The sequence below is a fragment of the Moraxella sp. ZY210820 genome, from assembly GCF_030674635.1.
GTDB lineage: Bacteria > Pseudomonadota > Gammaproteobacteria > Pseudomonadales > Moraxellaceae > Acinetobacter.
In genome coordinates, this window is record NZ_CP089978.1 from 1,430,785 (window position 1) to 1,455,423 (window position 24,639).

Below are 24,639 nucleotides of genomic sequence, written 5' to 3' on the forward strand. Positions count from 1 at the left end.
TTAATCGCTATCATACTAAAGAATGGCTATTTTATTGTCAATATATGATGATATAATCATGTAAATTTAACCACCATTTTCCTGAGCCAATAATGCTAACTGGTCAGCTTGATATTCACGATGTAAACTATCTAATAATTCTGTTAAATCGCCTTCCATCACCGCTTCTAATTTGTACAATGTTAAATTAATGCGATGGTCAGTCATACGCCCTTGCGGATAATTATAGGTACGAATACGTTCTGAACGGTCGCCAGAACCGACTAAATCACGGCGTAATTCTGATGTTGCTGTTTGTTGAGCTTGACGTTTAGCATTTTCAAGACGAGAAACTAATAATGCCATCGCCTTAGCTTTATTTTTATGTTGCGAACGTTCTTCTTGGCATTCCACTACCACACCAGTTGGAATATGTGTGATACGCACCGCAGAGTCAGTTTTGTTAATATGCTGACCACCTGCACCAGACGCACGATAAGTATCAATGCGTAAATCCGCAGGATTAATATCCACCGTAGTATCAGTATCAATTTCAGGTAAAATTGCAACTGTACACGCTGATGTATGTACACGTCCTTGGCTTTCGGTTGCAGGTACACGTTGTACACGATGAGCACCACTTTCAAATTTTAAACGCCCATAGACACCCTCACCTTCCACACGGCAGATGATTTCTTTATAGCCACCATGTTCACCTTCATTTTCCGATAAAACTTCCACTCGCCAGCTTTGTGTTTCTGCATATTTTTTATACATACGAAATAAATCGCCAGAAAAAATTGCTGCTTCATCTCCGCCTGTTCCTGCACGAATTTCCAAATAAGCAGAATTTGCATCATTTGGGTCTTTAGGAATCATTAAAATATTCAGTTTATCTTCCAACTCAAGCAATAAAGCTTTATTAGCCTTAATTTCTTCTTGAGCCATTTCTTTAAAATCAGGGTCAGACAGCATTTCCTCAGCTGTTATAATATCTTGTTCAGCTTGATTATATTGCGTCCATACATCAACAATTTCTTGTAAATCATTATGTTCACGTGATAATTTTCTAAACTTATTATTATCAGCAATGACTTCCCCATCAGCCAATAATGCTGTCAATTCTTCATGGCGGTCGCAAAGTTGGTCAAGGCGTAAACGTAAGGAATCTTTCATTGTAATCTTCTCAAAATTTTAAAAGCGTTATTGTAACATGAAATAAAATGCCTAGCAGAAAAAATATCTGTTTAATCACTGACTAAACAGATATTTTATTTTGATGAATAAATTGCTATCTTAAAAACGATTCAAATTCGATTTATGCCAAAACTCAGTTACCTGATTTAAAATACTTGGCACAACTTTATCACTAATTTGTGCAGCCTGTAAACCTAATTTTTCGCCTAATGTCGGCTTACCACGTGTATGTAATAAATACACATCATGCTCTTGCATCAAGTTGAGTAAATATTCATCAGATGTTGCTAATTTATCCACTAAATTTAAATCCAATGCATCTTGTCCATACCAATGCTCTCCTGTTGCAACTTGGCTAATATTCAATTGCGGACGATATTTTTCTACAAAATGCTTAAATAATTCATGTGTTTGCTGTAACTCTTGCTCAAATTTACGTTTATCATCTTCCGTATTTTCACCAAACATGGTTACGGTGCGTTTATATTCACCTGCAGTAAATTGTTCAAAATCAACTTTATGCTCTTTTAATAAACGATTAAAATTCGGAATTTGTGCCACAACACCAATCGAGCCCAAAACCGCAAACGGTGCAGAAATAATCTGATGTGCAATACACGCCATCATATAACCACCACTTGCTGCCACTTTATCCACACAAATAGTTACATTCATACCAGCTTCACGCAAACGTAATAATTGAGCAGCCGCTAAACCATAGCCATAGACTAATCCCCCAGGACTTTCTAAACGTACAACAACTTTATCTTGTTCAGTATTTGCTGTTGCTAAAATCAGCGTAATTTCTTCACGTAAATGCTCAACTGCTGATGCTTTTATATCACCTTTAAAATCAATCACAAAAATACGACTATCTTGTTTTTTCTTTTTCTTATCAGTAAATTTTTGCAACATTTGCCCCAGTTCAGGTTTAACCCCTAAACGTTGTAACAAAGTCTTACGATGATGATTAACCGCTTCATTTAAATGACTGATATGAATTTCTGTCGGTTGTTTAGTCATGTGTAATAACATAAAATTATCTCTAAAATATAAAATATCACTGGCAAATATAATAAGGCTTTATGCACAAATTGCAAGACTTGTTACATTTTTACTGTAAACGTACACATTGTTGATAAGCTAAAATCAAATCAGCCAATTCATCAAAACTAATCATTTTTAAAGATAAATTGTCTAATTTTTGCACATAAATATACTCTTCATCTAAAATATAAATCGGTTGTTTAAAGCGTATATCCAGATCTAACCATGCCAAAATTGCTTCACCAAACAACATTACAGCATCATGTTCGGTTAATAAACCACTTAATTGTCGTAATGTCGCTTGGGTTTGTGCATAATCGCCCTGTAGTAAATAAATCGTATTCATTTTTACCTCTTGAATATACAATCTAAGTAAATCAATCATTGCAGTTTGTACATATTCTGCCCATATATTTAACGCTAAACACACAATAAAATAAGGTAAACTATAGATAAATACCTTATGATTTTTTGACCATAGCTCAATGCGTTATGATGTTATCGTACCTAAAAAATAATCCAATACTTTACTTACACATTCAATTCGTTGTTCATTTTCTCGAACATCGACAGTGATGCGTAAACGTTGCCCGCCTTCCATTTTGTAGTGCGTTGGATATTTTTGCAGTAATTGAATGACACTGATGGCTTGCACAGGCGTATCAGGTAAAAAGTCAATATAACCGCCCATTTTACTGACATCAATTTTGGCAATCCCAAGTTGTTCCGCTTTTAAGCGTAATTGATGAAGTGTAAATAAATTTTTTACCGCAGTTGGTAAACTACCAAAACGGTCAATCAATTCTAGGCGGATATTCTCCAATTTTTCCACATTGATTGCATGGCTAATGCGTTTATAAAACACTAAACGTTGATGAACATCGCCCAAATAATCATCAGGGATTAACGCAGGCAAATGCAAGTTAATATCAGCCGTTAAAGAGAGTGGGGCATCAAAATTCGGCTGTTTACCTTTTTGAATGGCAGTGGTGGCTTTTTCCAACATTTCCATGTACAAACTATAACCGATGGCTTGCATACTTCCGCTTTGTTGTTCGCCCAATAAATCACCTGCACCACGAATTTCTAAATCCTCACTGGCAAGCATAAAACCTGCACCTAGCGTATTGGCACGCATAATAGCATCGAGGCGTTTTTCCGCATCGCCTTTCAGATGTTTAATCGATGGCACAAGCAAATACGCATAGGCTTGATGATGTGAACGTCCCACACGTCCACGCAGTTGATGTAGCTGTGCTAAGCCAAATTTATCCGCTCGTTCAATAATGATAGTATTGGCATTCGGTACATCAATCCCTGTTTCTACAATGGTTGAACATACTAACACATTGTATTGTTTATGATAAAATTGTTGCATGACGTTTTCAAGTTCACGCTCACGCATTTGCCCATGAGCCACAGCCACTCGAGCTTCAGGCAATAATAAGCGAATATTTTCAGCACAACGTTCAATCGTATCCACATCATTATGCAAAAAATACACTTGTCCACCACGTAACAATTCACGTAAAATCGCTTCTTTAATGGTTGCATCAGTGTGTTCTTGCACAAATGTTTTTACTGCTAAACGTCTCGCAGGCGGTGTGGCAATAATCGATAAATCACGCATTCCTGCAAATGCCATATTGAGCGTGCGTGGAATTGGTGTTGCGGTCATGGTCAGCATATCGATATTGGCTCGCATGGCTTTAATCCGTTCTTTATCTCGTACACCAAAACGATGTTCTTCATCAATAATCATTAAGCCCAAATCTTTAAATTGTACGCTCGATTGTAAAATTTTATGCGTACCAATGATAATATCTACCTTACCATCAGCAATATCAGCAATCACTTGTTGATGTTTTTTACTGGTACCAAAACGAGAAAGCACTTCTACACGAATCGCAGTATTGGCAAATCTATCTTTAAAATTTTCATAATGTTGTTCTGCCAATAATGTCGTTGGTACTAAAATCGCCACTTGTTTACCATTTTGACTGGCGATAAAACTCGCACGCATAGCCACTTCAGTTTTTCCAAAACCAACATCGCCACACACTAATCTATCCATTGGGCGAGCATATTGCATATCTTGCAAGGTCGCCATAATCGCATTGGCTTGGTCAGGCGTTTCTTCATAGGCGAATGATTGTACAAATTGATGATAAGCTGTCCAATCGATATCAAAAGCAAAACCTGATTGTGCTTGACGGCGTGCGTGCGTGTGCAATAATTCTGCTGCTACATCATAAATTTTTTCTAAGGCTTTACGTTTGGCTTTACTCCAAGCATCTGTACCTAATTTGTGCAGTGGGGCTAAATCTGGGTCAGTACCACTAAAACGGCTAATCAAATGCAAATTATTGACAGGTACATAGACTTTGGCATCATCGGCATAATTAAGCTGTAAAAATTCATGCTCTTGCTCATCGATTTCAAGGGTAATTAACCCTGCATAACGTCCTACGCCATAATCAATATGCACTACAGGTGAACCTATCGACAATTCGGTTAAACTGCGGATTAAAAATTCTTCGGAAACATCTTTTTGTGATTTTCTACGGCGTTGTTGTTGGATAATGCGTTGTTCGTAGAGTTGAGTTTCGGTGATGACACACAACTCACCTTCAAGATACAAACCACGTTGCAAAGGAGCTCCAGTAATCGCTAATGGAATGCCTGCTTGTAAAAATTCTTGGAAATTGGCAACAGTAGCTAAATTGGCAAGTTTTAGGCTATCTTTTAAACTTTCACGGCGACCTGCACTTTCTGTCACCAATAAAATTGGTTGTTTCGCACGGCTGACAAAATCTTGCAAGGCAGAAAATGGACGTTCATCTCGTGGATTAACCGTTAAAGTTGGCGGTATTGATGCGGTTAAATTATATGCACCTGCTTGCTGTTCATCAACACATTCTACATTCACAATCAAACGTGGGTGTTGATTAAAACGTTGGAAAATATCATTTTTTTGAATAAATAGCTGTTCTGGTGCTAAAATCGGAAATTGACTATCATGACAACGGTCATCATAACGCCGTGTAATTTCTGCCCAATGTTGGTCAAATTCCTGTTCTAAATGCTGTGGGGTAATCAATAAACTATCCAGCGGAATATAATCTAGGAAACAGCTTTGTTTAAATTGTTGTTCATCAAAAAATAAAGGTAAATAATATTCAATCCCTTGACTGGCAATACCGTCCATCACATCTTGATAAATGCTATGACGTTTGGCATTTGTGGTCGGAAAACATTGGGCATAACGCTCACGGAATGTGCTACGACCTTCAATCAATGGAAATTCTTTGGCAGGTAAAACGATAAATTCATCAATTTTTTCAGTCGTGCGTTGGCTTTCAGGGTCAAAATAACGCAAACTTTCTACCGTATCATCAAATAAATCAATGCGAATAGGAAAATTTTGCCCTGATGCAAAAATATCCATCAAACTACCACGCACGGCAAATTCGCCATGTTCATAAACCGTATCAACGGCATGATAACCCGCTTGAATCAGTTGTTCACGCATTTGTGTTACGTTAAATGCTTGTCCTTTTTTAATATTAAAATGCTGTCCGAGTAACCATGATGGTGGACAAACACGTTGCATCAAGGTATTGGCAGAAATGAGAACAATCCCTGTAGATGGAATATTCATCAATAATTGCAAACGTTCAGAAATAATATCTTGATGGGGTGATAAACGGTCATATGGTAAAGTTTCCCAATCTGGAAAAACGTATGGCGTTATGCCATAAAATTGTAATTCGTCTTCTAATTGTTGCAAATGGGTTGAATTACGAGCAATCATCACAAGCAAATGTTGATGAGTGATTTTACTATATAATAAACTACCAATAGAGCCTTGAATATTTCCCAACCAACGGCGTTCGCCAGCTTTTAGCTTATTTAAATTCAAATATTGTAAAACTTGCTGTATACTTTTCATACAAAATATAAACTAGATAAAGATACGATATACTAACATAATTTATAGCAAGATAAATATAGATCACAAAAATAGAGTGGCACTCACCACTCTATTTATAGATTTTCGCAAACTATCAATTAAGTAGCTGGTGCAACTGGCGGTGGTAGATTATCATCTAACTGCCCTGCAAATGCTTTATCTAACTGTTCCTTATCTAAAGCATCTTCCCAACGAGCCACAACAATTGTCGCACACGCATTACCTACTAAGTTAGTTAAAGCACGACATTCTGACATAAAGCGGTCAATCCCTAAAATCAATGCCATACCTTCAAGTGGAATACTAGGTACCATTTGAATAGTTGCCGCTAAAGTAATAAAGCCTGCACCTGTAACACCCGCCGCACCTTTCGAACTCACCATCGCAACTAATAATAAGGTAATTTGTTCAAATAATGTCAAGTCAATGCCATAAGCCTGTGCAATAAATAATGCAGCCATTGTCATATAAATGTTAGTACCATCAAGGTTAAACGAATAACCTGTAGGAATTACCAAACCCACCACTGACTTTTCACAACCAGCTTTTTCCATTTTTTTCATTAAAGTAGGTAAAGCTGCTTCTGATGAACTTGTCCCTAACACTAACCATAATTCTTCTTTGATATAACGAATCATTTTAAAAATAGAAAATCCATTATATTTCGCCACTGCACCTAGCACAATAAATACGAACAATAAAGAAGTGATATAGAATGTTGCAATCAACGTCATCAAACTGGTTAAAGAACTTAAACCGTATTTACCAATTGTGAATGCCATCGCACCAAACGCACCGATTGGAGCAAGTTTCATAATCAAATTCACAATGATAAAAATCGGTTCTGCAAGTTGTTGTAAAAATTCAGTAATTGGGCGACCAGCTTCACCACTTTTTGAAAGTGCATAACCAAACAATACTGATACAAACAACACTTGCAAGATATTATTCCCAACCAAAGGACTTACCAATGTATTTGGAATAATCGCCATTAAAAACTCAACCACACCTGATTTTTGAGCTTTTTCACCATATTCGGTAACTTTTGCAGCACCTTTAGCAATGGTTTCAGGGTTAATATTCATACCTGCACCAGGTTGAATGACATTACCGACCACAAGACCAATAATTAAGGCTAAGGTTGAAAAGGTTAAAAAGTAAATCATTGCCTTAGTAGCAACACGACCAACTGTTTTCATGTTGTTCATGCCTGCAATACCAGTTACAATGGTTAAGAAAATAACGGGAGCAATAATCATTTTTACTAATTGGATAAAGGCTTTACCCAACGGTTCTAATGAAGCACCAACTTTTGGTGCAAAATGACCTAGTAAAATACCAGCAATAATTGCAACTACCACCCAGAAATAGAGGGCTTTATAGAAGGGAGCTTTTTTAACAACCATAATCAATACTTCTTTATGTTACCATGCGACAGCGAGGTAAACTATATCAACTCGTCTATGCTTACGGATATGAAAAATATCAAATCAAATAAGTTACGACTATACCATTTAGCACTTTTTAACTAATTTTTAAAATGAGTTCTTTTTTTGCTAGTGCTATTATAATTTATTCAATGATTTAAAAAATACGACTTAAGTAGAATGTGCAACACACATCAAAATATGCTAGCACATAATGTACACTCTAGCATCTTAAGTAAACCCATATATCCATCATTAAATACAAATTATATCATTGCAAACTCAGATTAATTTAAAAAGTACCATGCTAAAAAGAATTTAAATTATCAAAATCAAATACATAATGTCATATTAAAAGCAACAGCCTAATAAAGTTACAATATCATACAACATTATCTACACTTAAATCATAACTAAAGATAACAGATTTTAACAGTATTGAAAATATTTTTTACAACAAACTGTAAAAATATTAAGCTAAACTCACAGTAACTAGATAATCAATTTAACGATTTGTACAAATAATCCACAGTCAAACAATTATTTCTAAAATAATGCTTGAATTACCTCTAAAATACACTATAATACACATCACAAGCCGACATAGCTCAGTTGGTAGAGCAACTGACTTGTAATCAGTAGGTCATCAGTTCGAATCCGATTGTCGGCACCATATTTAAAAAATCCAGTTTTTATAACTGGATTTTTTTCATGCATAAAAATAAGTGATTTTGTTATGACTGTTTTATTTAGTATTATTATTTTACATTTTCTTGCTCAAATTACTCCCGGCCCTGATATTTTACTCATTAGCAAAATAGCGATGACTAAAGGCAAAATCCCTGCGATTTTTTCTATTACAGGCATTACACTTGGTATTGCCATTTGGATTATTTTAACATTAACAGGGTTCAGTCTATTATTAAGTCAATTTACATGGATACAACCACTTATTATGCTGTTTGGTGCAATATTTTTAGCAAAAATGGGTATTGCCATGATTCGTTCATATCATGCACAAACGCAAAAATTAGCCCATGCTCAACAAGGAGAAAATCCCCACCCGCACATTGATGAACCCAATATTCAACAACAAAGCAATTTGCAATATCTCACACAAGGACTTCTGACTAATCTAGCTAATCCTAAAGCAGTAATTTATTTCGCAAGTGTATTTTCTTTAGCCATTAAATCACCTGAATTACAAAGTCTTAAATCTGTTTTAGCGATTGTGGTGATTATCGAAACATTTTTAGTGTTTTTAGCTTTAGCTTGGGCATTATCACACCCTAAAATCCAACCACTTTATCAAAAAAATGAACGTTATATTGATGGTATTGCAGGTTTATGTTTTGTGGCTTTTGCCCTATTTTTAGCAGTCGATGGTGTAAAGGGATTAAGTACTTAAGATTAATCCACTAAACCTAATGCGATTTTAATTGGTTTATAACTACGGCGATGTTCGACTAAAACACCATATTGTTCAATCGCTTGCAAATGTGCTTTGGTTGGATAACCTTTATGTTGAGCAAAACCATAGTGAGGATATTGTTTATCCAATGCTAATAATTGACGGTCTCTGGTTACTTTTGCCAAAATACTCGCCGCACTAATTTCAGCGTGTAACGCATCGCCACCAACCACCGCTTCACACTCAATTGTCATGGTTTTAGGAATTTTATTACCATCAATCAACACTTTATTTGGTGTCATTTTTAAGCCATCAACCGCTCGTTGCATAGCAAGCAATGTGGCATTTAAAATATTCAACTCATCAATTTCATCATGGCTTGCTTCTGCAATCGACCATGCCAAGGCTTTTTGTTGAATTTCCACAAATAATTGCTCACGCTTTTTCTCTGATAATTTTTTAGAATCATTCAAACCCACAATCGGATTTTGTGGGTCTAAAATCACCGCAGCAGCCACCACAGAACCAATCAATGGTCCACGCCCTGCTTCATCTACACCAGCAATTAACATCATTTTAAAACTCAATTATCAATTCATCAATTTAATGGAATTATTTTACCTTAATTCCGAGTTTTTTGCTAAAATATAAATCATTTTTACAATCACGAGAACAATAACATGATTGGCTCACTTATGCTTGATATTCAAGGTACAACACTTTCAAGTGAAGATATTGAATTATTAAAAGCATCTCATGTTGGTGGATTAATTTTATTTTCACGCAATATAGAATCACCACAACAAGTGCGTGCATTGACTGACCATATTCGCCAAATTCGACCAGAAATTTTGATTGCTGTCGATCAAGAAGGTGGGCGTGTACAACGTTTACGTCAAGGCTTTAGCCGTTTACCTGCAATGGGGCGTTTAGGCGAATTATACCAGCAACAACCACAACAAGCGATTGATTTAGCTGAACAATCTGGCTGGTTAATGGCAACGGAAGTACTTGCTGTCGGTATTGATTTTAGTTTTGCTCCTGTACTTGATATTAATGATATTAGTGATGTAATTGGCGACCGTGCTTTTGCAGATAATCCTGATGATATTATCATTTTAGCAGGTGCATTTATGCGTGGTATGCACAGTGCAGGTATGGCAACTACAGGCAAACATTTCCCTGGACATGGTTCTGTTAAGGCTGATACCCATCATGTACCTGCGGTTGATGACCGCTGTTATGACGAAATTTTTGCTAAAGATATGCAAAGTTTTATCCAACTGATGCCACAACTTGATGCACTCATGCCTGCTCATGTCATTTATCCACAAGTTGATGAAAATCCTGCAGGTTTTTCTTCATTTTGGATACAAGAAGTTTTGCGTAAACGCTTAAATTTTGATGGTGTATTATTTTCTGATGATTTAAGTATGCAAGCCGCTTGTGTTGCAGGTAATGCCGATGCTCGTATTCTCGCCGCATTAAATGCAGGTTGTGATATGGGCTTAGTGTGTAATGACCGCCCATCAGCTATCATTGCTTTACAAGGTTTACAACAAGCTAATATTTCCATGCCAAAGCAAGCACGTTTAGAAAAAATGCGTGGTCAAATTCCAGAAATTAACATTGCAAGCCAATTTGATTTAGGCGATGAATGGAAAGTAGTACAACACAATATCCATCAATTTATTGACATGGTATAAATCATGATAAATGAAAAATTCAGCATAGAAAAAGTCTTATCTGTACATAAATACACCGATACACTGTTTAGTTTTACCCTAACACGTCCTGCACATTTTAAATTTACCGCAGGACAATTTGCACGTTTAGGCATTTTAGTCGATGGTGAATTGGTAGTACGTGCTTATTCTATCGTTTCATCACCGTTTGATGAAATTTTAGAGTTTTTATCAATTGTCGTACCTGATGGTGCATTTACCTCTAATTTACAACATCTTAAAATAAATGATGATGTTTATTTAGAGCGTGTTCCCTATGGCTTTTTAACTTTAGCTCGCTATCAAAAACCTTTACCACAAGATTTATGGTTATTAGCCACGGGTACAGGAATAGCCCCATTTATTTCTATGTTACAAGATTTTGAAGCATGGAAAAATTATCAAAATATCCGTTTGGTCTATAGCGTACGCCATGCTAATGAACTTGCTTATATTGATAAAATTCAACAACTTGCAGAAACATTTGGCGAAGGACATACAGGTTTTCAATTTATTCCTATTGTTACCCGTGATGAGCATTTTGCAGGCTTAAAACAACGTTTACCTCTCTTAATTGAAAATGGACAATTAGAACAACACGCTCAATTAAATTTTAATGTAGAAAAAAGCCATGTCATGCTCTGCGGTAATCCACAAATGGTGGAAGATACCAAAGAAAGCCTAAAACAGAAAGGCTTAACCATGAATCGACGTGGTGAAGGTAATATTGCGGTAGAAAATTATTGGTAAAACAACATAGATGGTGCGTATAACGCACCTTACTTAATAATTGAAAATCAATCACTTAAATAAATCTTGGAAACTTTCCACTTGTGATTTAACCATAATAATTGCGTGTTCTCTCCCTTGCTCTGCATGAGGATAATAATTTTTACGCATATCAATTTGATGAAAACCCACTTTTTCATATAATTTAATTGCTGAATGATTACTTTCTCGTACTTCTAAAAAAATTTGTACAGGTTGTGGATTTAAACGTTGTAAAGATTCTGTTAATAATTGATAGCCCAACCCTTGACCCTGAAACTGTGGTTTTATTGCCATTAATAATAAACTTGCTTCATCAAGTACCATTTGTAAAATACAAAAACCAATCACATGGTGCTGATATTCAAGTATGGTACACACATAACTTTGTTGAGCATCTTTAAACTGATTGAAGCTCCACGGATGTGATTGTACCTGCTGTTCAATCGCATAAACTGCTTCTATGTCAGCTGTAGTCATCGTACGAATATTGTACATATTTCACTCAAATTCATCATTAGAACAAATGCTATCATAGCAAATTTTCCCTACTGATGAAATATTCACTTTGTTACCTATCATAGAATAAACTGTAAAAAACAACATTTAATCTCTCTTAAATTTACAAAAAAAATACTTTAAATATTTTGCTAAAATATTTTAAAAATAAAATAGTTATGTTATAATAGTTATAATAGTTATAATAGTTATAATAGTTATAAAAATCCAATGTAGACACCCTTTTATGTTCTTCTATCTACTTTATTATGCCACCGTATCCGCCTGTGTAGTATTTGCCATCATCATATTACTACAGTGGTTATTTACTCAAAAAGTAGACTTTATCCGACATCGATTTGTAATTTATACCATTACTATATTAATTATACTACAAACTGTTCATCTTTTATACAAAGCACCAACTCGTATTGATTTCATCGCATTGATGAGTTTATTGATTATTCATCTTTCCATACTCTATTATCGTTATACCCATCAAAGTGTTAATCAAGATATGTATGATTTTATGACCATGCATGACCATTTAACACAACTACCAAATCGACAATACCTAAATCAATATTTATACAAACAAGCTCCTAAAAAAAATATCGCTTTTTTACATATTAATTTAGATCGATTTAAATTAATTAATAATGTATTTGGACATCAACAAGCTGATATTTTATTAAACTTAATTGCACAGCGTTTAAATACATTAATGCAAGAAAAAACACTATTATTTCGTATCGCAGGTGATGAATTATTATTTGTGATTGAAGACCATCATACTCAACACACTGAACAATGGGCTGAAAAAATCATTAAGGCTTTAAGTCGTCCCTTTAAGATTGAAGATAAAAATATTTATATTACCTGTAGTATTGGTATTGCAATTTCTCCACAACACGGCAAAACATTACAAGAATTATTAATTCATGCTGACACTGCTATGAGTCAAGCTAAAAAGCAAGGGCGTAATAACTATCATCTTTATAACCCACAATTATGTTATGATATAGAACATCTCAATCAGCAAATTTTAAATGATTTATATACAGCACATCAAAATCAACAATTAGTGTTACATTATCAAGCAAAATTTGATGTATCAACCTTACATATTAGTGGTATTGAGGCATTATTACGCTGGCAACATCCACAACATGGTTTACTATACCCTAAGGATTTTATCAATATCGCTGAAAAAACAGGTAATATCATTCCTATGACCTATTGGGTGCTTGAAGAGAGTTGCCGTCAAGTACAACTATGGCGACAACAAGGTTTAGAACACTTACTTCCTATTTCAATTAATATTTCAGGTTTGGTATTTGAACAAAAAAAACTACTTCACTATACAGAATTATTTATTCAACGTTATCAGTTACAGAAACATGATCTAATGTTTGAAATTACAGAATCTACAGCAATGAAAAACTTACAACTGAGCCAAAAAAAATGTAGAAAATTACAGCAATTAGGCGTAAAAATCTCAATTGATGATTTTGGTGTTGGCTATTCCAATTTTATGTATTTAAAAGAGTTATGTATTGATGAACTAAAAATTGACCGCCAATTTATTCATAATATTGAATATATTGAAAAAAATCGTATCATCTTAAAACATATGATTGATTTGGCACAACAACTCGATTTAATTGCTACTGTAGAAGGTGTAGAAAACCAAGTTCAATTAGATATTTTAAAACAATTCAATTGCCCAAAAGCACAGGGTTTCTTTTTAGCCAAACCTATGCCTATCGATAAATTGGAACAAACTTTCAAAAAAACAGCAGAATAGTCTAGTTAAATATATCATGTCATGTTAGAATAGACAGGTATATTTTTTAATTTTTATCTTGCGGTGATATGCACTAATGTAGGGTGCATCACTCCTTAAGGATTTTTTATGCCGATTATTACTTTGCCGAATGGCGACCAAAAACAGTTTGAACAACCAATTTCCGTGATGGAGCTTGCTCAAAGTATTGGAGCAGGTTTAGCTAAAAGTACCGTGGCAGGTCGTGTCAATGGTAAACTTGTTGATGCGTGTGATTTAATCACCGAAGATGCTACCGTTCAAATTATCACGCCAAAAGACGAAGAAGGTGTAGAAATTATTCGCCATTCTTGTGCACATTTAGTAGGTCATGCCGTAAAACAAATGTTTCCAGAAGCCAAAATGGTGATTGGTCCTGTAATTGAAGAAGGTTTCTATTACGATATTCATATGCCACGCCCATTTACTTTGGAAGATATGGCAAAAATTGAACAGCGTATGATGGAACTCATCGACCAAGACTATGATGTCATCAAAAAAATGACACCACGAGATGAAGTTATTAAAATATTCCAAGAGCGTGGTGAAGAATATAAATTACGTTTAATTGATGACATGCCTGATGAAACTGCAATGGGCTTATATTATCATCAAGAATATATTGATATGTGTCGTGGACCTCACGTTCCAAACACTAAATTCTTAAAATCATTTAAATTAACTAAAATTTCTGGTGCGTACTGGCGTGGTGATGCAAAAAATGAGCAATTACAACGTATTTATGGTACGGCTTGGGCGGATAAAAAACAACTTGCTGCCTATATCAAACGTATTGAAGAGGCTGAAAAGCGAGACCATCGTAAAATTGGTAAAGCCTTAGATTTATTCCATATGCAAGAAGAAGCACCGGGAATGGTGTTTTGGCACGCTAATGGTTGGACGATGTATCAAGTACTTGAACAATATATGCGTCAAGTACAAAAAGATAATGGCTATCAAGAAGTAAAAACTCCACAAATCGTGGACAGAGCTTTATGGGAAAAATCTGGACATTGGGCAAATTATTCAGATTATATGTTCACAACTAACTCAGAAAGCCGTGATTATGCAGTCAAACCAATGAACTGCCCTTGCCATGTACAAATTTTTAATCAAGGTTTAAAATCGTATCGTGATTTACCAATTCGTTTGGCTGAATTTGGTTCATGTCATCGTAATGAGCCATCTGGTTCATTGCATGGTATTATGCGTGTGCGTGGCTTTACGCAAGATGATGCTCATATTTTCTGTACAACAGAGCAAATTGGTCAAGAAGTAGCTGATTTTATCAAACTAACTTTAGATGTTTATAAAGATTTTGGCTTTGAAGAAGTACAAATGAAACTTTCTACACGCCCTGAAAAACGTGTAGGTAGTGATGAATTGTGGGATGTAGCAGAAAAATCTCTTGCTGATGCGTTGGATAATGCAGGTTTAGAGTGGGAATTACAACCAGGTGAAGGTGCATTCTACGGGCCGAAAATTGAATTTTCATTGAAAGATTGTTTGGGTCGAGTATGGCAATGTGGTACAATCCAATGCGATTTCAATTTGCCAGAACGTTTAGAAGCATCATTTGTAACTGAAGATAATGGTCGTGCTCAACCAGTCATGTTGCACCGTGCAATTTTGGGTAGCTTTGAACGCTTTATTGGAATTTTAATTGAGCATTATGCAGGCTTTATGCCACCTTGGTTATCACCAACACAAATTTGTGTAATGAATATTACCGATGCTCAAGCTGATGCGTGTCAAAAAGTGGTAGAGCAATTTAAAGCTCATGGTTTACGTGCCATCACTGACTTGCGTAATGAAAAAATTGGCTTTAAAATTCGTGAAAGAACTTTAGAACGTATTCCTTATCTTCTAGTTTTGGGAGACCGAGAAGTAGAAGAAGGTACAGTCAATGTGCGTACTCGCACAGGTAAAAACTTAGGGACTATGTCAGTAGAAGCATTTATTGACTTAGTGAAATCTGCGATTGCGGAACGTGGTCGCTATATAGTGGAGTAATAAACATTAAACCGTCTGATCGTAACCAACAGCAAGGGGCTAAAAGTAATCGTCCTGCATTAAATGGTGAAATTCGCGCTAAAGAAGTGCTATTGATTGATGAAACTGGTGAGAAAAAAGGGGTTGTCGCAATAGCTGAAGCCCTAAAATTGGCTGAAGAAGCTGATCTTGATTTAGTTGAGATTGTTAGCAATGCTCAACCACCAGTATGTAAAATCATGGATTATAACAAGCATCTATTTGACTTAAAACAAAAGCAAAAAGATGCTAAGAAAAAGCAACATCAAGTGCAAATTAAGGAAATTAAATTACGTCCTGGTACTGATGTCGGTGATTATAATGTCAAATTGCGTGCAATTTTACGTTTCCTAGAAGATGGCGATAAAGTAAAAATTACTTTACGTTTCCGTGGACGTGAAATGGCTCACCAAGACTTAGGTCTTGCTCAATTACAAAAAATTGAAGCAGATACTGCTGAATTTGCGGTAGTGGAACAAGCACCTAAATTAGAAGGTCGCCAAATGGGTATGTTACTTGGACCTAAAAAGAAAAAGTAATATAAGTCAGCACCTATATTTTTATCAATAATACCCCAAAAGTAAATCGTTTATTTTTGGGGTATTATGTATAATTAGCATTTATAAACTGACTATAAACAACATTACAACAAAATCTATCACACACTTAGCTTGTATCTCAACCTATGATATTTTAAAATCTATGTGATATTAACCTTTTGATGATATGCAAATATATGAAAATGAACTTAAAAACACTCAGTATTATTGGCTTAACTGTAGGTTTAACCGCATGTTTAACCACACCTGAAAAAACCAAAACAAACACACCCGTTGTACAAGCACCACAAGCTACGGTTTTTGAAGAACCTGTGATTTCTGCACCATTTTATGCACTAAACCCATTTCAATATGACCAACCGCCTGTATTCGAACTTGCTTTACAACAAGCTAAAAATAGTCCTGTACAAGCCTATCAAATTACGCAAGCTGATGGTTCAGTAGTTCTCTATGATAAAAATAAGCTCATTATTCCTTTAACTCAACAAACACAACGTGCAACACGTTTTGCTGTTTTACCTGATGAAGGCGAATTAGATGTTACCGAAATTGATGATTTTATAAATTTACTTGAAGGTAAAGCACGTCATTATCCAGCTCAATTCCATAGCAAAAATGAACGCTACGGCTATTCACAAAAATTGAAAAAAATTATTACTGAATTAGACCAATATGCTGTATTACCTGATGCATCTTTTGATATATTATTAAGAGCATTTAAAGCTAATGTAATGGCACGCAATCTTGATTTGGGTCAAATTTATACAACTAAATCATTAAGTTATGCACAGCGTCTAGCTAAAATGAATGCAAATGATGGTGAGTTTAATCTTTGGTTTGGTTTTTCTTTAGCTGAAGGCGGTGCTCAACGTGAAGCTTTACCTTATTTAGATAAAGCGATGAAAGCTAATGTACAAGAAGCCTATTTAGCTACTGTAAATGCTTATTTAGGTATGGAACATAAGAAAAATGCAATCAATACTTTAAAGCAATATAAACTTAAATATCCAACTGAAGCCAATGTTGCTGACCGCTTAATTCAAGAAATTGAAGCAGGTCAGCGTTGGAACGTTTGGCAAGTTAATAAGAAATAATGGTAAATTACAGGCTATCTGATTTTAGATAGCCTGTAATTTCAAATCATAGATATTTTTTACACTGTACTGCGTTGGTTTTGACGCATACGGAATCTATCTTTTTGCTCCTCAGTCGTTTTGTCAATACAATGCACACAAGATACACCGACTTCATAGCTATCTAACTGAGTATCTTCTGGTAATAAAGCCCAACCACAAGCATAACAGCGTGTCGTTTGTCCTTGCTTTAAACCATGTGTTACAGCATTACGTTCATCGAAAACAAAACATTCACCTTGCCATAAACTCTGCTCTTCAGGAATCTCTTCCAAATATTTTAAAATACCACCTTTTAAATGGTACACTTCCTTAAATCCTTCTTGCAATAACAATGATGTTGATTTTTCACAGCGAATGCCACCTGTACAGAACATGGCAATTTTCTTATCTTTATATTGTGCTAATTCACGTTCAACATAATCTGGAAATTCACGGAAAGTTTCAGTTTGTGGGTCAATCGCCCCTTTAAAAGTACCAATTTTATATTCATAGTCATTGCGTGTATCAATCACAATTACATCATCTTGGCTTAATAACTCATTCCATTGTTGTGGATTAAGATAATGCCCTACTAAATCTCGTGGCTTAACATCCACGCCTAAAGTAACAATTTCTTTTTTAAGTTTAATCTTCATTTTACCAAAAGGCTTTTCTTGGCTAGTTGATTCTTTATATTCTAAATCATGAAAACCTTCGTCGTATAAAAATTGTTTAATACAGTCAATTGCATGACGATCACCTGCAACCGTGCCATTAATACCTTCATCAGCCACAATGAGCGTACCACATAAATTTATGCTATTCACTAACTCTAATAAACGTTGTTTTAAATCAGCAGGATTATCTACTTGTTTAAATTGATATAAAGCTGCTAAAATCCAAACAGATGGCATAGCATCAACAGGTGCAAGCTGTTTTGTTGTCATCGTATATACTCTCTACATAAAATAAATTAAAATGTTATTTTAATATGTTTTTCAGTATTTGTCATAAAAAACCGATTACTTTTCAGTAATCGGCTTATTTACATCAACACACTTACATCTTTAAGTTGCAGGTAATGGTGGTGGAGAATTTGGATCTTGAGCTGTAAGATCTAAATGCTCTGCCACTGGATTTTCTGGTACATACACTTTTGGTGGTTGTGGTGGACGGCGATTCATAATATCAACTACTTGCTCACGGTCAATCGTTTCCCATTCCATCAAAGCTTTTACCATTTCATGTGCAATGTCTTGGTTATTTTCTAAAATGTCCCATGCAACTTTATACTGCGTATCTAAAATACGGCGGATTTCTGCATCAACCTTTTGTTGAGTTGCTTCAGAAATTGGACGACCTAAACTACCATACGGATTATCATCATCTTCATAGACCATTACGCCCATTGAATCAGACATACCATATTTTGTAACCATCGCACGTGCCATTTTCGTTGCACGTTCAAAATCGTTTGATGCACCTGTTGATTGTTGATTGATAAAGATTTCTTCAGCAATACGACCACCAAATAAAATGGAAATATCATTCAACATTTTGGTTTTATACATACTGACATTATCTTGTTCTGGCAACTGCCATGTTACACCTAATGCCCAACCACGAGGCATAATTGTTACTTTATGTACAGGGTCAGTACCTTCAAGCAATTCTGCAACAATGGCATGACCTGCTTCATGATAAGCTGTTGCACGGCGTTCTTCCTCACGTAATACCATTGATTTACGTTCAGGACCCATATAAATTTTATCTTTTGCATCTTCAAAATCATGCATATCAACCGTATTTTTATTACGGCGAGCAGCAAATAATGCAGCTTCATTAACAAGATTTGCTAATTGAGCACCACTAAATCCCGGTGTACCACGAGCTAATACTTGCACATCAACACCAGTAATCGATGGTAATTTTTTCAAATGTACATTTAAAATTTGCTCACGACCACGAATATCTGGCAAACCTACCATAACTTGACGGTCAAAACGTCCCGGACGAAGTAAAGCTTTATCTAATACATCAGCACGGTTAGTCGCTGCAATTACAATAATACCCTCACTCCCTTCAAAACCATCCATCTCAACGAGCATTTGGTTTAAAGTTTGTTCACGTTCATCATTTCCACCACCAGTACCAGAACCACGCTGACGACCAACAGCATCAATCTCATCGATAAATAGGATACATGGTGCATGGCGTTTTGCTTGTTCAAACATATCACGCACACGAGATGCCCCTACACCCACGAACATTTCAACGAAATCAGAACCTGAAATACTAAAGAATGGTACTTTTGCTTCACCTGCGATTGCTTTAGCTAATAAAGTTTTCCCCGTTCCCGGTGGACCAACCATCAAAACACCTTTAGGAATACTTGCTCCTAAACGCTTAAATTTTGCTGGATCTTTTAAGAAATCAACAACTTCAACCACTTCATGTTTTGCTTCATCACAACCTGCAACATCGGCAAAAGTAACTTTAATTTGGTCTTCGGTGAGCATTTTTGCTTTGGATTTGCCAAAGCTCATTGGTCCACCTTTACCACCAGCACCACCACCCATATTACGCATAAAGAACATGAATAATGCGATGATAAGCAAAATTGGGAAACTTGCAACCAAAAGTTGCATAAAAATGCCTTGACGCTCTGGTGCAGCACCTTCAACTACGACATTTTTACTGATTAAGTTTGGCATCAAAGTCGTATCTTGTACCGCAGGACGGATACTTTCAAACGATGAGCCATTATTTTTTTCGCCAGTAATCAATTCGCCATCAATAGTAACTTTCTTGATTTCACCAGCATTAACAGCTGCCACAAATTCAGAATAATTCATGGTTTGTGGCTGTTTGTTGTTACCAACAGAACTAAAAATCAGTACAAGAATACCAATAATGACTAAATAAATAATGGCACTCTTGAATAGACTATTATTCAAAACTCTATTTCCTGTGTTGATGTAAGGAAGATATACATTACATATATCGTATTAAAACTATCTCCCTAATATGGGGGATAATGATGTAAATTTAAAGTAGTATTTGTGTAATTTTTTACACATTTTACTCAAATAAATAGATATTTTTATCTATTTGAATGCTTTATTTCGCCCTTGCCCAATCAAAAATACTTCTTTTGAACGTGCTCGAGAAGCTGCAGGTTTTGCCGTTTTCAGTACATCAAAACTATCTAAAACTTGTTTGCGAAATTCATCAAAACCATCGCCCTGAAATACCTTTACTACAAATTGTCCATTTTTATGCAGGACTTTTTGTGCAAAATCTAAAGCTAATTCACATAAATAAATTTGTCGTGGCTGATCAACCGCACGGTTACCTGATGTATTTGGTGCCATATCAGAAATGACCACATCGACTTGGCGACCATCTAAAATATTTAATAATTCATCAAATACAGCTTGTTCACGGAAATCGCCTTGTAAAAAAGTAACATCAGGCAGAGCATCCATAGCTAAGATGTCTGACGCAATCACTAAACCTTTATCGCCAACCAATTTACCTGCAATTTGCGACCAACTTCCCGGTGCTGCCCCTAAATCAACCACCGTCATATTCGGTTTAATAATTTTATATTTTTCTTGAATTTCTAATAGCTTATATGCAGCTCTAGCACGATAGCCATCTTTATGAGCTTGCTTAACAAAAGGATCATCTAAATGCTCTCGCATCCAAGCACGACTACTTTTGGATAGTTTTTGATTGGTTATGCGTGTCGCCATATTTAACTCAATTTCAATTACATTGATATAAAAACACTATTATTCTACCTGATTTTATCGGTTTTGTATATTGAATATACCTAATTATTGATAAAAATCAAATGGTTTATTTGTTTAATAAAATATATTATTTCGATAAAACTCAATATTTCAACGTTTAAACCGATATAATGTTGATGGAGTCCACAATTCATCTATGCCTTCATCCCATTTTTGTGCAGGTAAAAGATACCGTAAATATTGAAAATCATGAGCTAAACCAATACGATACAGTCGATATGGTACATTGGCTAAGGTTCTATCATAAAATCCACCGCCCATACCTAAACGCATACCCACACGGTCACAAGCTAATAAAGGCATAAAAACCACATCTAATTTTTTAATCGAATGCCCACGACTCACTTTTGCCTCTAACATTTTTAAACGATGTCTCACAAAACGCTGATGACGATATTGATGACGTGAAATCGGTACCCAAACCAAACGTTGATTCATCTCACATACTTGTGGCAAATACACACTTTTTTGTTGTGAAAAACAATATTCAATCAATTTTCGAGTAAAAATCTCACCAAAATCATGTAAATATAATCCTATATGTTGAGCTGATTTTAGCTTCTTATGATGATAACTATAAGTTAATATCGCTTGCTCTGCTTGCCTTTGTTGAAAAATAGTTAAAGCTCGGCGTTGTTGGCGTATGCTTTTACGCAACTGTTTAAGCTCATCCTTGTTCATTGTCTTGCTCTAATGCTAAACCTTCTAAATATTGAAAATCACGCATAACTTGTTCATCAAAATGTGATAAATCTTGATAATTTTTTTGCCAAATCATTTGAAATAATTGTAATGGCGTTGGGGGTTCAATGTTGATTTTCTGTTCTGCTTGTAGTGATGATGTTACTTGAGATTTTATTTTTCGTGCCAGTCGTACCAAGCGATAACGATTTTTAGGTAAGGCTTGCTCAATTTTTTGACGTAAATCAGGCGGTGCAATATCCTGACTTTCATATTCGATATTTAAAAAATGGCGTAAATCTACATCATCAATTTCGCCCTGCTCAAGCTGTGCAATTTGCTCAAATAAATGTTCAATATCGCCAGTTAAAGTATATAATTCTACCTGTTTTTGAATTGGTAATACTGTTAAATTCATGTTTTTGCTTTCATCAAATTCAACAAACATTACCTGATGATGATAGTTCATTTCACTAAAAGAGAGTGGAATTGGTGAACCACTATAACGGATATAATCATATTGCACTTTTTGTGCTTTATGCAGATGCCCTAAAGCAACATAATCTACTTGCTCAATAAAATGCTGTATTGATAATGCTTCTTGATAACCAATAATAATGGGACGTTCCGAATCAGGTGATTCTACTCCACCTTGTAGATGTGCATGAGTCATCATAATAATCACTTGATGTTGTTCACAACGTCTTTGAACTTCTTGCAACAAAATTTGATAAAGCTTTTCACTTGCAATCATTGGGTCGCTATCAGTCAATTTATGCCCTGTAATTTCAGCACTTCTTAAAAATGGCAATGCCACACACCATGCAATAATCGCTTGATATTCATCATAAATTGGAATGATTAAATGTTCAAAATCTAACTGCTCATCATCATTTTGATTTAACCATTGAATAACACCAACCGCTTTGGCATGATATTTATCTAATAATGGATTAACCTGCTCAATACGATAACCAGAATCATGATTGCCTGCAATCATTAAAATTTGCATATGTTTTGCACGTTGATGGGCATCATACAGAAATTGATACAATTGTTTTTGTGCTTGTGATGGTGGATTAATCACATCAAAAATATCACCTGCAATTAATAAAGCATGCGGTTGATAATGCTCAATATAATCTAATAATTGTTGTAAAAAATATGTATGTTCTTTATAACGACTATGTTGATGAAATAATTGTCCTAAATGCCAATCAGCAGTATGAATAAAACGTACACTCATATAAGTATCCTAATAATGTGATAATTAACGTCTGCGATTATAACGCCCACGTCCACGAGCCATACCTGATAATTCATTTAACACCTGTAACCGTGTTAAACTTCCTGTCGCATGAGCATGGCAAATCGCTGTAGCTAAAGCATCGGCAGCATCAACTTGTGGACAAATTTCAAGATTTAAAATTTTCATGACCATCATTTGTACTTGTTGTTTATCAGCCGCACCATATCCGACAACCGATTGCTTAATTTGACGTGCAGTATATTCAGCTACAGGTAAATCAGCATTAACCAAAGCAGAAATAGCTGCTCCACGAGCTTGCCCCAATTTTAAAGCTGAATCGGGGTTTTGTGCCATAAACACTTGCTCTATTGCCGATTGTGTTGGCTGATAAAATTTAACTACTCGCTCAATACCTGCATAAATACGTTTTAAACGCTCTGGCATATCTTGCGTTTCAGTGCGAATCGTACCTGCATCAATAAAACGTAATGTTTGTCCATTCTTTTCAATCAATCCATAGCCTGTTAAACGTGAACCAGGGTCGATACCAATAATAATTGACATTTTGCTACATCTATCACTTAAAAAATTACTTTAAAAACTAAAAAATGCCCTTATTATTGCATAACAGACATTAAAAACTTAGCACATATTACCTTAAATATTGTACACTAAGTTTAATCATAAGATTAACCCCATTTAATAGGAATTTTTTTATGCTGTTGTTATTTGTTTTTGGTGCAATCATCGAAATTATTGTATGGATTATTGTTGCCCAATTTGTAAGCGGTTGGTATGTATTTTTTTGGTTTGTGTTGGCATTTATTTTAGGCTTAATGCTAATGATGTCCAGCATACGCACCATTATGCCTGCTCTACAACAAATGCAAATGACAGGTCAAGCTAATTTTGAAGGTGTGATTGGTAAACGTTTATTAATGGCAATTAGTGGCTTATTATTGGCAATTCCTGGTTTAATCAGTGATGTATTTGCAGTGCTAATTTTATTACCATTTACGCATAAAATTGTTAAAAATGCAGTCATGACTGCTATGGCAAAACGCCAGCAAAAAATGATGCAAGAGATGATGAATAATATGGGTATGGGTGGTATGAATGGACAAAATCCTTTTGCTGATATAATGCAACAAATGCAACGCCAGCAGGGACAATTTGGTGGCGATAGTACTATTATTGATGGCGAAGCTCGTGAAGTAACGCCTAATCGTCCTAAAATTGATGCACCTAAAAAGTAAGCTTATTCAACTACATTTTTCTAACCAAAAAACATTTTACAAGCAGATAAAATTCTGCGAGTATATAAAGGTTTTATGAT

General features: G+C 35.3%; 21 protein-coding genes and 1 tRNA gene. 9 read left to right on the plus strand and 13 right to left on the minus strand.

The genetic code is table 11. The annotated features are described in order from the left end of the window. Positions 1–66 precede the first annotated feature (66 nt). The 5 genes from prfA to LU301_RS07175 all read right to left on the minus strand — a co-directional run bounded on the left by prfA (position 67) and on the right by LU301_RS07175 (position 7,602). Complete coding sequence (gene prfA / locus LU301_RS07155) at positions 67–1,155, minus strand: peptide chain release factor 1 (RefSeq protein WP_305269134.1); 1,089 nt, start codon at positions 1,153–1,155, stop codon at positions 67–69. A 120-nt stretch (positions 1,156–1,275) separates the two neighbouring features. Next, positions 1,276–2,211, minus strand: a complete 936-nt coding sequence (gene sohB / locus LU301_RS07160; RefSeq protein ID WP_305269135.1) for a protease SohB — start codon at positions 2,209–2,211, stop codon at positions 1,276–1,278. A 79-nt stretch (positions 2,212–2,290) separates the two neighbouring features. Next, positions 2,291–2,569, minus strand: a complete 279-nt coding sequence (locus tag LU301_RS07165) for a hypothetical protein (RefSeq protein ID WP_305269138.1) — start codon at positions 2,567–2,569, stop codon at positions 2,291–2,293. Between the two features lie 144 nt (positions 2,570–2,713). Next, entirely contained in the window at positions 2,714–6,175 is a 3,462-nt protein-coding gene (mfd, locus tag LU301_RS07170) for a transcription-repair coupling factor (RefSeq protein ID WP_305269140.1), read from the minus strand. A 119-nt stretch (positions 6,176–6,294) separates the two neighbouring features. Continuing rightward, complete coding sequence (locus LU301_RS07175; RefSeq protein WP_305269142.1) at positions 6,295–7,602, minus strand: dicarboxylate/amino acid:cation symporter; 1,308 nt, start codon at positions 7,600–7,602, stop codon at positions 6,295–6,297. A gap of 618 nt (positions 7,603–8,220) precedes the next feature. Here LU301_RS07175 and LU301_RS07180 point away from each other — a divergent pair. Continuing rightward, positions 8,221–8,296 (plus strand) — tRNA-Thr (locus LU301_RS07180). A gap of 63 nt (positions 8,297–8,359) precedes the next feature. Beyond that, positions 8,360–9,031, plus strand: a complete 672-nt coding sequence (locus LU301_RS07185; protein WP_305269145.1) for a LysE family transporter — start codon at positions 8,360–8,362, stop codon at positions 9,029–9,031. Between the two features lie 2 nt (positions 9,032–9,033). Here LU301_RS07185 and rnhB read toward each other — a convergent pair whose 3' ends face one another. After that, the gene (rnhB, locus tag LU301_RS07190) at positions 9,034–9,606 is read right to left on the minus strand and encodes a ribonuclease HII (protein WP_305274011.1); all 573 of its coding nucleotides are present in this window, start codon (positions 9,604–9,606) and stop codon (positions 9,034–9,036) included. A gap of 108 nt (positions 9,607–9,714) precedes the next feature. On the opposite strand from rnhB, the gene nagZ reads away from it, so the two are divergent. Together nagZ and LU301_RS07200 are read left to right on the plus strand one after the other, a co-directional pair. Then, on the plus strand, positions 9,715–10,740 hold the full coding sequence (gene nagZ / locus LU301_RS07195) for a beta-N-acetylhexosaminidase (RefSeq protein WP_305269148.1): 1,026 nt from the start codon (positions 9,715–9,717) through the stop codon (positions 10,738–10,740). A 3-nt stretch (positions 10,741–10,743) separates the two neighbouring features. After that, entirely contained in the window at positions 10,744–11,508 is a 765-nt protein-coding gene (locus LU301_RS07200; RefSeq protein ID WP_305269151.1) for a ferredoxin--NADP reductase, read from the plus strand. Between the two features lie 51 nt (positions 11,509–11,559). On the opposite strand, the gene rimI is transcribed toward LU301_RS07200, so the two are convergent. Beyond that, positions 11,560–12,024, minus strand: a complete 465-nt coding sequence (gene rimI / locus LU301_RS07205) for a ribosomal protein S18-alanine N-acetyltransferase (RefSeq protein ID WP_305269154.1) — start codon at positions 12,022–12,024, stop codon at positions 11,560–11,562. Between the two features lie 448 nt (positions 12,025–12,472). Between rimI and LU301_RS07210 the strand changes: the two genes are divergently transcribed. From LU301_RS07210 to LU301_RS07225, 4 genes are all read left to right on the plus strand, one after another. Next, entirely contained in the window at positions 12,473–13,831 is a 1,359-nt protein-coding gene (locus LU301_RS07210; RefSeq protein ID WP_305269159.1) for a putative bifunctional diguanylate cyclase/phosphodiesterase, read from the plus strand. 108 nt (positions 13,832–13,939) lie between these two features. Then, positions 13,940–15,862 carry a threonine--tRNA ligase gene (gene thrS / locus LU301_RS07215; RefSeq protein ID WP_305269162.1) on the plus strand — a complete coding sequence of 641 codons (1,923 nt, stop codon included), beginning with the start codon at positions 13,940–13,942 and terminating at the stop codon, positions 15,860–15,862. Between the two features lie 5 nt (positions 15,863–15,867). Further along, positions 15,868–16,419 carry a translation initiation factor IF-3 gene (gene infC, locus LU301_RS07220; RefSeq protein ID WP_305274015.1) on the plus strand — a complete coding sequence of 184 codons (552 nt, stop codon included), beginning with the start codon at positions 15,868–15,870 and terminating at the stop codon, positions 16,417–16,419. Positions 16,420–16,622: 203 nt separating this feature from the next. Further along, complete coding sequence (locus LU301_RS07225) at positions 16,623–17,534, plus strand: ABUW_2363 family tetratricopeptide repeat lipoprotein (RefSeq protein WP_305274017.1); 912 nt, start codon at positions 16,623–16,625, stop codon at positions 17,532–17,534. Positions 17,535–17,593: 59 nt separating this feature from the next. Here LU301_RS07225 and trhO read toward each other — a convergent pair whose 3' ends face one another. From trhO to ruvC, 6 genes are all read right to left on the minus strand, one after another. After that, the gene (trhO, locus tag LU301_RS07230; protein ID WP_305269164.1) at positions 17,594–18,502 is read right to left on the minus strand and encodes an oxygen-dependent tRNA uridine(34) hydroxylase TrhO; all 909 of its coding nucleotides are present in this window, start codon (positions 18,500–18,502) and stop codon (positions 17,594–17,596) included. 120 nt (positions 18,503–18,622) lie between these two features. Continuing rightward, positions 18,623–20,512 (minus strand): ATP-dependent zinc metalloprotease FtsH, encoded by a 1,890-nt coding sequence (gene ftsH, locus LU301_RS07235; RefSeq protein ID WP_305269167.1) that lies wholly within the window; start codon positions 20,510–20,512, stop codon positions 18,623–18,625. Positions 20,513–20,662: 150 nt separating this feature from the next. Then, entirely contained in the window at positions 20,663–21,313 is a 651-nt protein-coding gene (rlmE, locus tag LU301_RS07240; RefSeq protein ID WP_305269169.1) for a 23S rRNA (uridine(2552)-2'-O)-methyltransferase RlmE, read from the minus strand. A gap of 150 nt (positions 21,314–21,463) precedes the next feature. Then, positions 21,464–22,054: a 5-formyltetrahydrofolate cyclo-ligase gene (locus LU301_RS07245; RefSeq protein WP_305269172.1), complete on the minus strand. Its 591-nt coding sequence runs from the start codon at positions 22,052–22,054 to the stop codon at positions 21,464–21,466. Further along, positions 22,041–23,300 carry an exonuclease SbcCD subunit D gene (locus LU301_RS07250; protein ID WP_305269175.1) on the minus strand — a complete coding sequence of 420 codons (1,260 nt, stop codon included), beginning with the start codon at positions 23,298–23,300 and terminating at the stop codon, positions 22,041–22,043. The genes LU301_RS07245 and LU301_RS07250 overlap by 14 nt, the downstream gene beginning before the upstream one ends. A gap of 24 nt (positions 23,301–23,324) precedes the next feature. Continuing rightward, positions 23,325–23,867 (minus strand): crossover junction endodeoxyribonuclease RuvC, encoded by a 543-nt coding sequence (ruvC, locus tag LU301_RS07255; protein ID WP_305269178.1) that lies wholly within the window; start codon positions 23,865–23,867, stop codon positions 23,325–23,327. A 152-nt stretch (positions 23,868–24,019) separates the two neighbouring features. Between ruvC and LU301_RS07260 the strand changes: the two genes are divergently transcribed. After that, complete coding sequence (locus tag LU301_RS07260; protein WP_305269180.1) at positions 24,020–24,559, plus strand: FxsA family protein; 540 nt, start codon at positions 24,020–24,022, stop codon at positions 24,557–24,559. Positions 24,560–24,639: the final 80 nt, after the last annotated feature.

Excerpts from the sequence above, each read along its gene's own strand:
- LU301_RS07245 (WP_305269172.1), bottom strand. The coding sequence starts at position 22,054 with ATGAACAAGGATGAGCTTAAACAGTTGCGTAAAAGCATACGCCAACAA.
- ruvC (WP_305269178.1), bottom strand. The coding sequence starts at position 23,867 with ATGTCAATTATTATTGGTATCGACCCTGGTTCACGTTTAACAGGCTAT.
- LU301_RS07250 (WP_305269175.1), bottom strand. The coding sequence starts at position 23,300 with ATGAGTGTACGTTTTATTCATACTGCTGATTGGCATTTAGGACAATTA.
- thrS (WP_305269162.1), top strand. The coding sequence starts at position 13,940 with ATGCCGATTATTACTTTGCCGAATGGCGACCAAAAACAGTTTGAACAA.
- LU301_RS07260 (WP_305269180.1), top strand. The coding sequence starts at position 24,020 with ATGCTGTTGTTATTTGTTTTTGGTGCAATCATCGAAATTATTGTATGG.
- LU301_RS07185 (WP_305269145.1), top strand. The coding sequence starts at position 8,360 with ATGACTGTTTTATTTAGTATTATTATTTTACATTTTCTTGCTCAAATT.
- rimI (WP_305269154.1), bottom strand. The coding sequence starts at position 12,024 with ATGTACAATATTCGTACGATGACTACAGCTGACATAGAAGCAGTTTAT.
- LU301_RS07175 (WP_305269142.1), bottom strand. The coding sequence starts at position 7,602 with ATGGTTGTTAAAAAAGCTCCCTTCTATAAAGCCCTCTATTTCTGGGTG.
- nagZ (WP_305269148.1), top strand. The coding sequence starts at position 9,715 with ATGATTGGCTCACTTATGCTTGATATTCAAGGTACAACACTTTCAAGT.
- trhO (WP_305269164.1), bottom strand. The coding sequence starts at position 18,502 with ATGACAACAAAACAGCTTGCACCTGTTGATGCTATGCCATCTGTTTGG.
- prfA (WP_305269134.1), bottom strand. The coding sequence starts at position 1,155 with ATGAAAGATTCCTTACGTTTACGCCTTGACCAACTTTGCGACCGCCAT.
- LU301_RS07165 (WP_305269138.1), bottom strand. The coding sequence starts at position 2,569 with ATGAATACGATTTATTTACTACAGGGCGATTATGCACAAACCCAAGCG.
- mfd (WP_305269140.1), bottom strand. The coding sequence starts at position 6,175 with ATGAAAAGTATACAGCAAGTTTTACAATATTTGAATTTAAATAAGCTA.
- LU301_RS07200 (WP_305269151.1), top strand. The coding sequence starts at position 10,744 with ATGATAAATGAAAAATTCAGCATAGAAAAAGTCTTATCTGTACATAAA.
- sohB (WP_305269135.1), bottom strand. The coding sequence starts at position 2,211 with ATGTTATTACACATGACTAAACAACCGACAGAAATTCATATCAGTCAT.
- rnhB (WP_305274011.1), bottom strand. The coding sequence starts at position 9,606 with ATGTTAATTGCTGGTGTAGATGAAGCAGGGCGTGGACCATTGATTGGT.
- LU301_RS07225 (WP_305274017.1), top strand. The coding sequence starts at position 16,623 with ATGAACTTAAAAACACTCAGTATTATTGGCTTAACTGTAGGTTTAACC.
- LU301_RS07210 (WP_305269159.1), top strand. The coding sequence starts at position 12,473 with ATGAGTTTATTGATTATTCATCTTTCCATACTCTATTATCGTTATACC.
- rlmE (WP_305269169.1), bottom strand. The coding sequence starts at position 21,313 with ATGGCGACACGCATAACCAATCAAAAACTATCCAAAAGTAGTCGTGCT.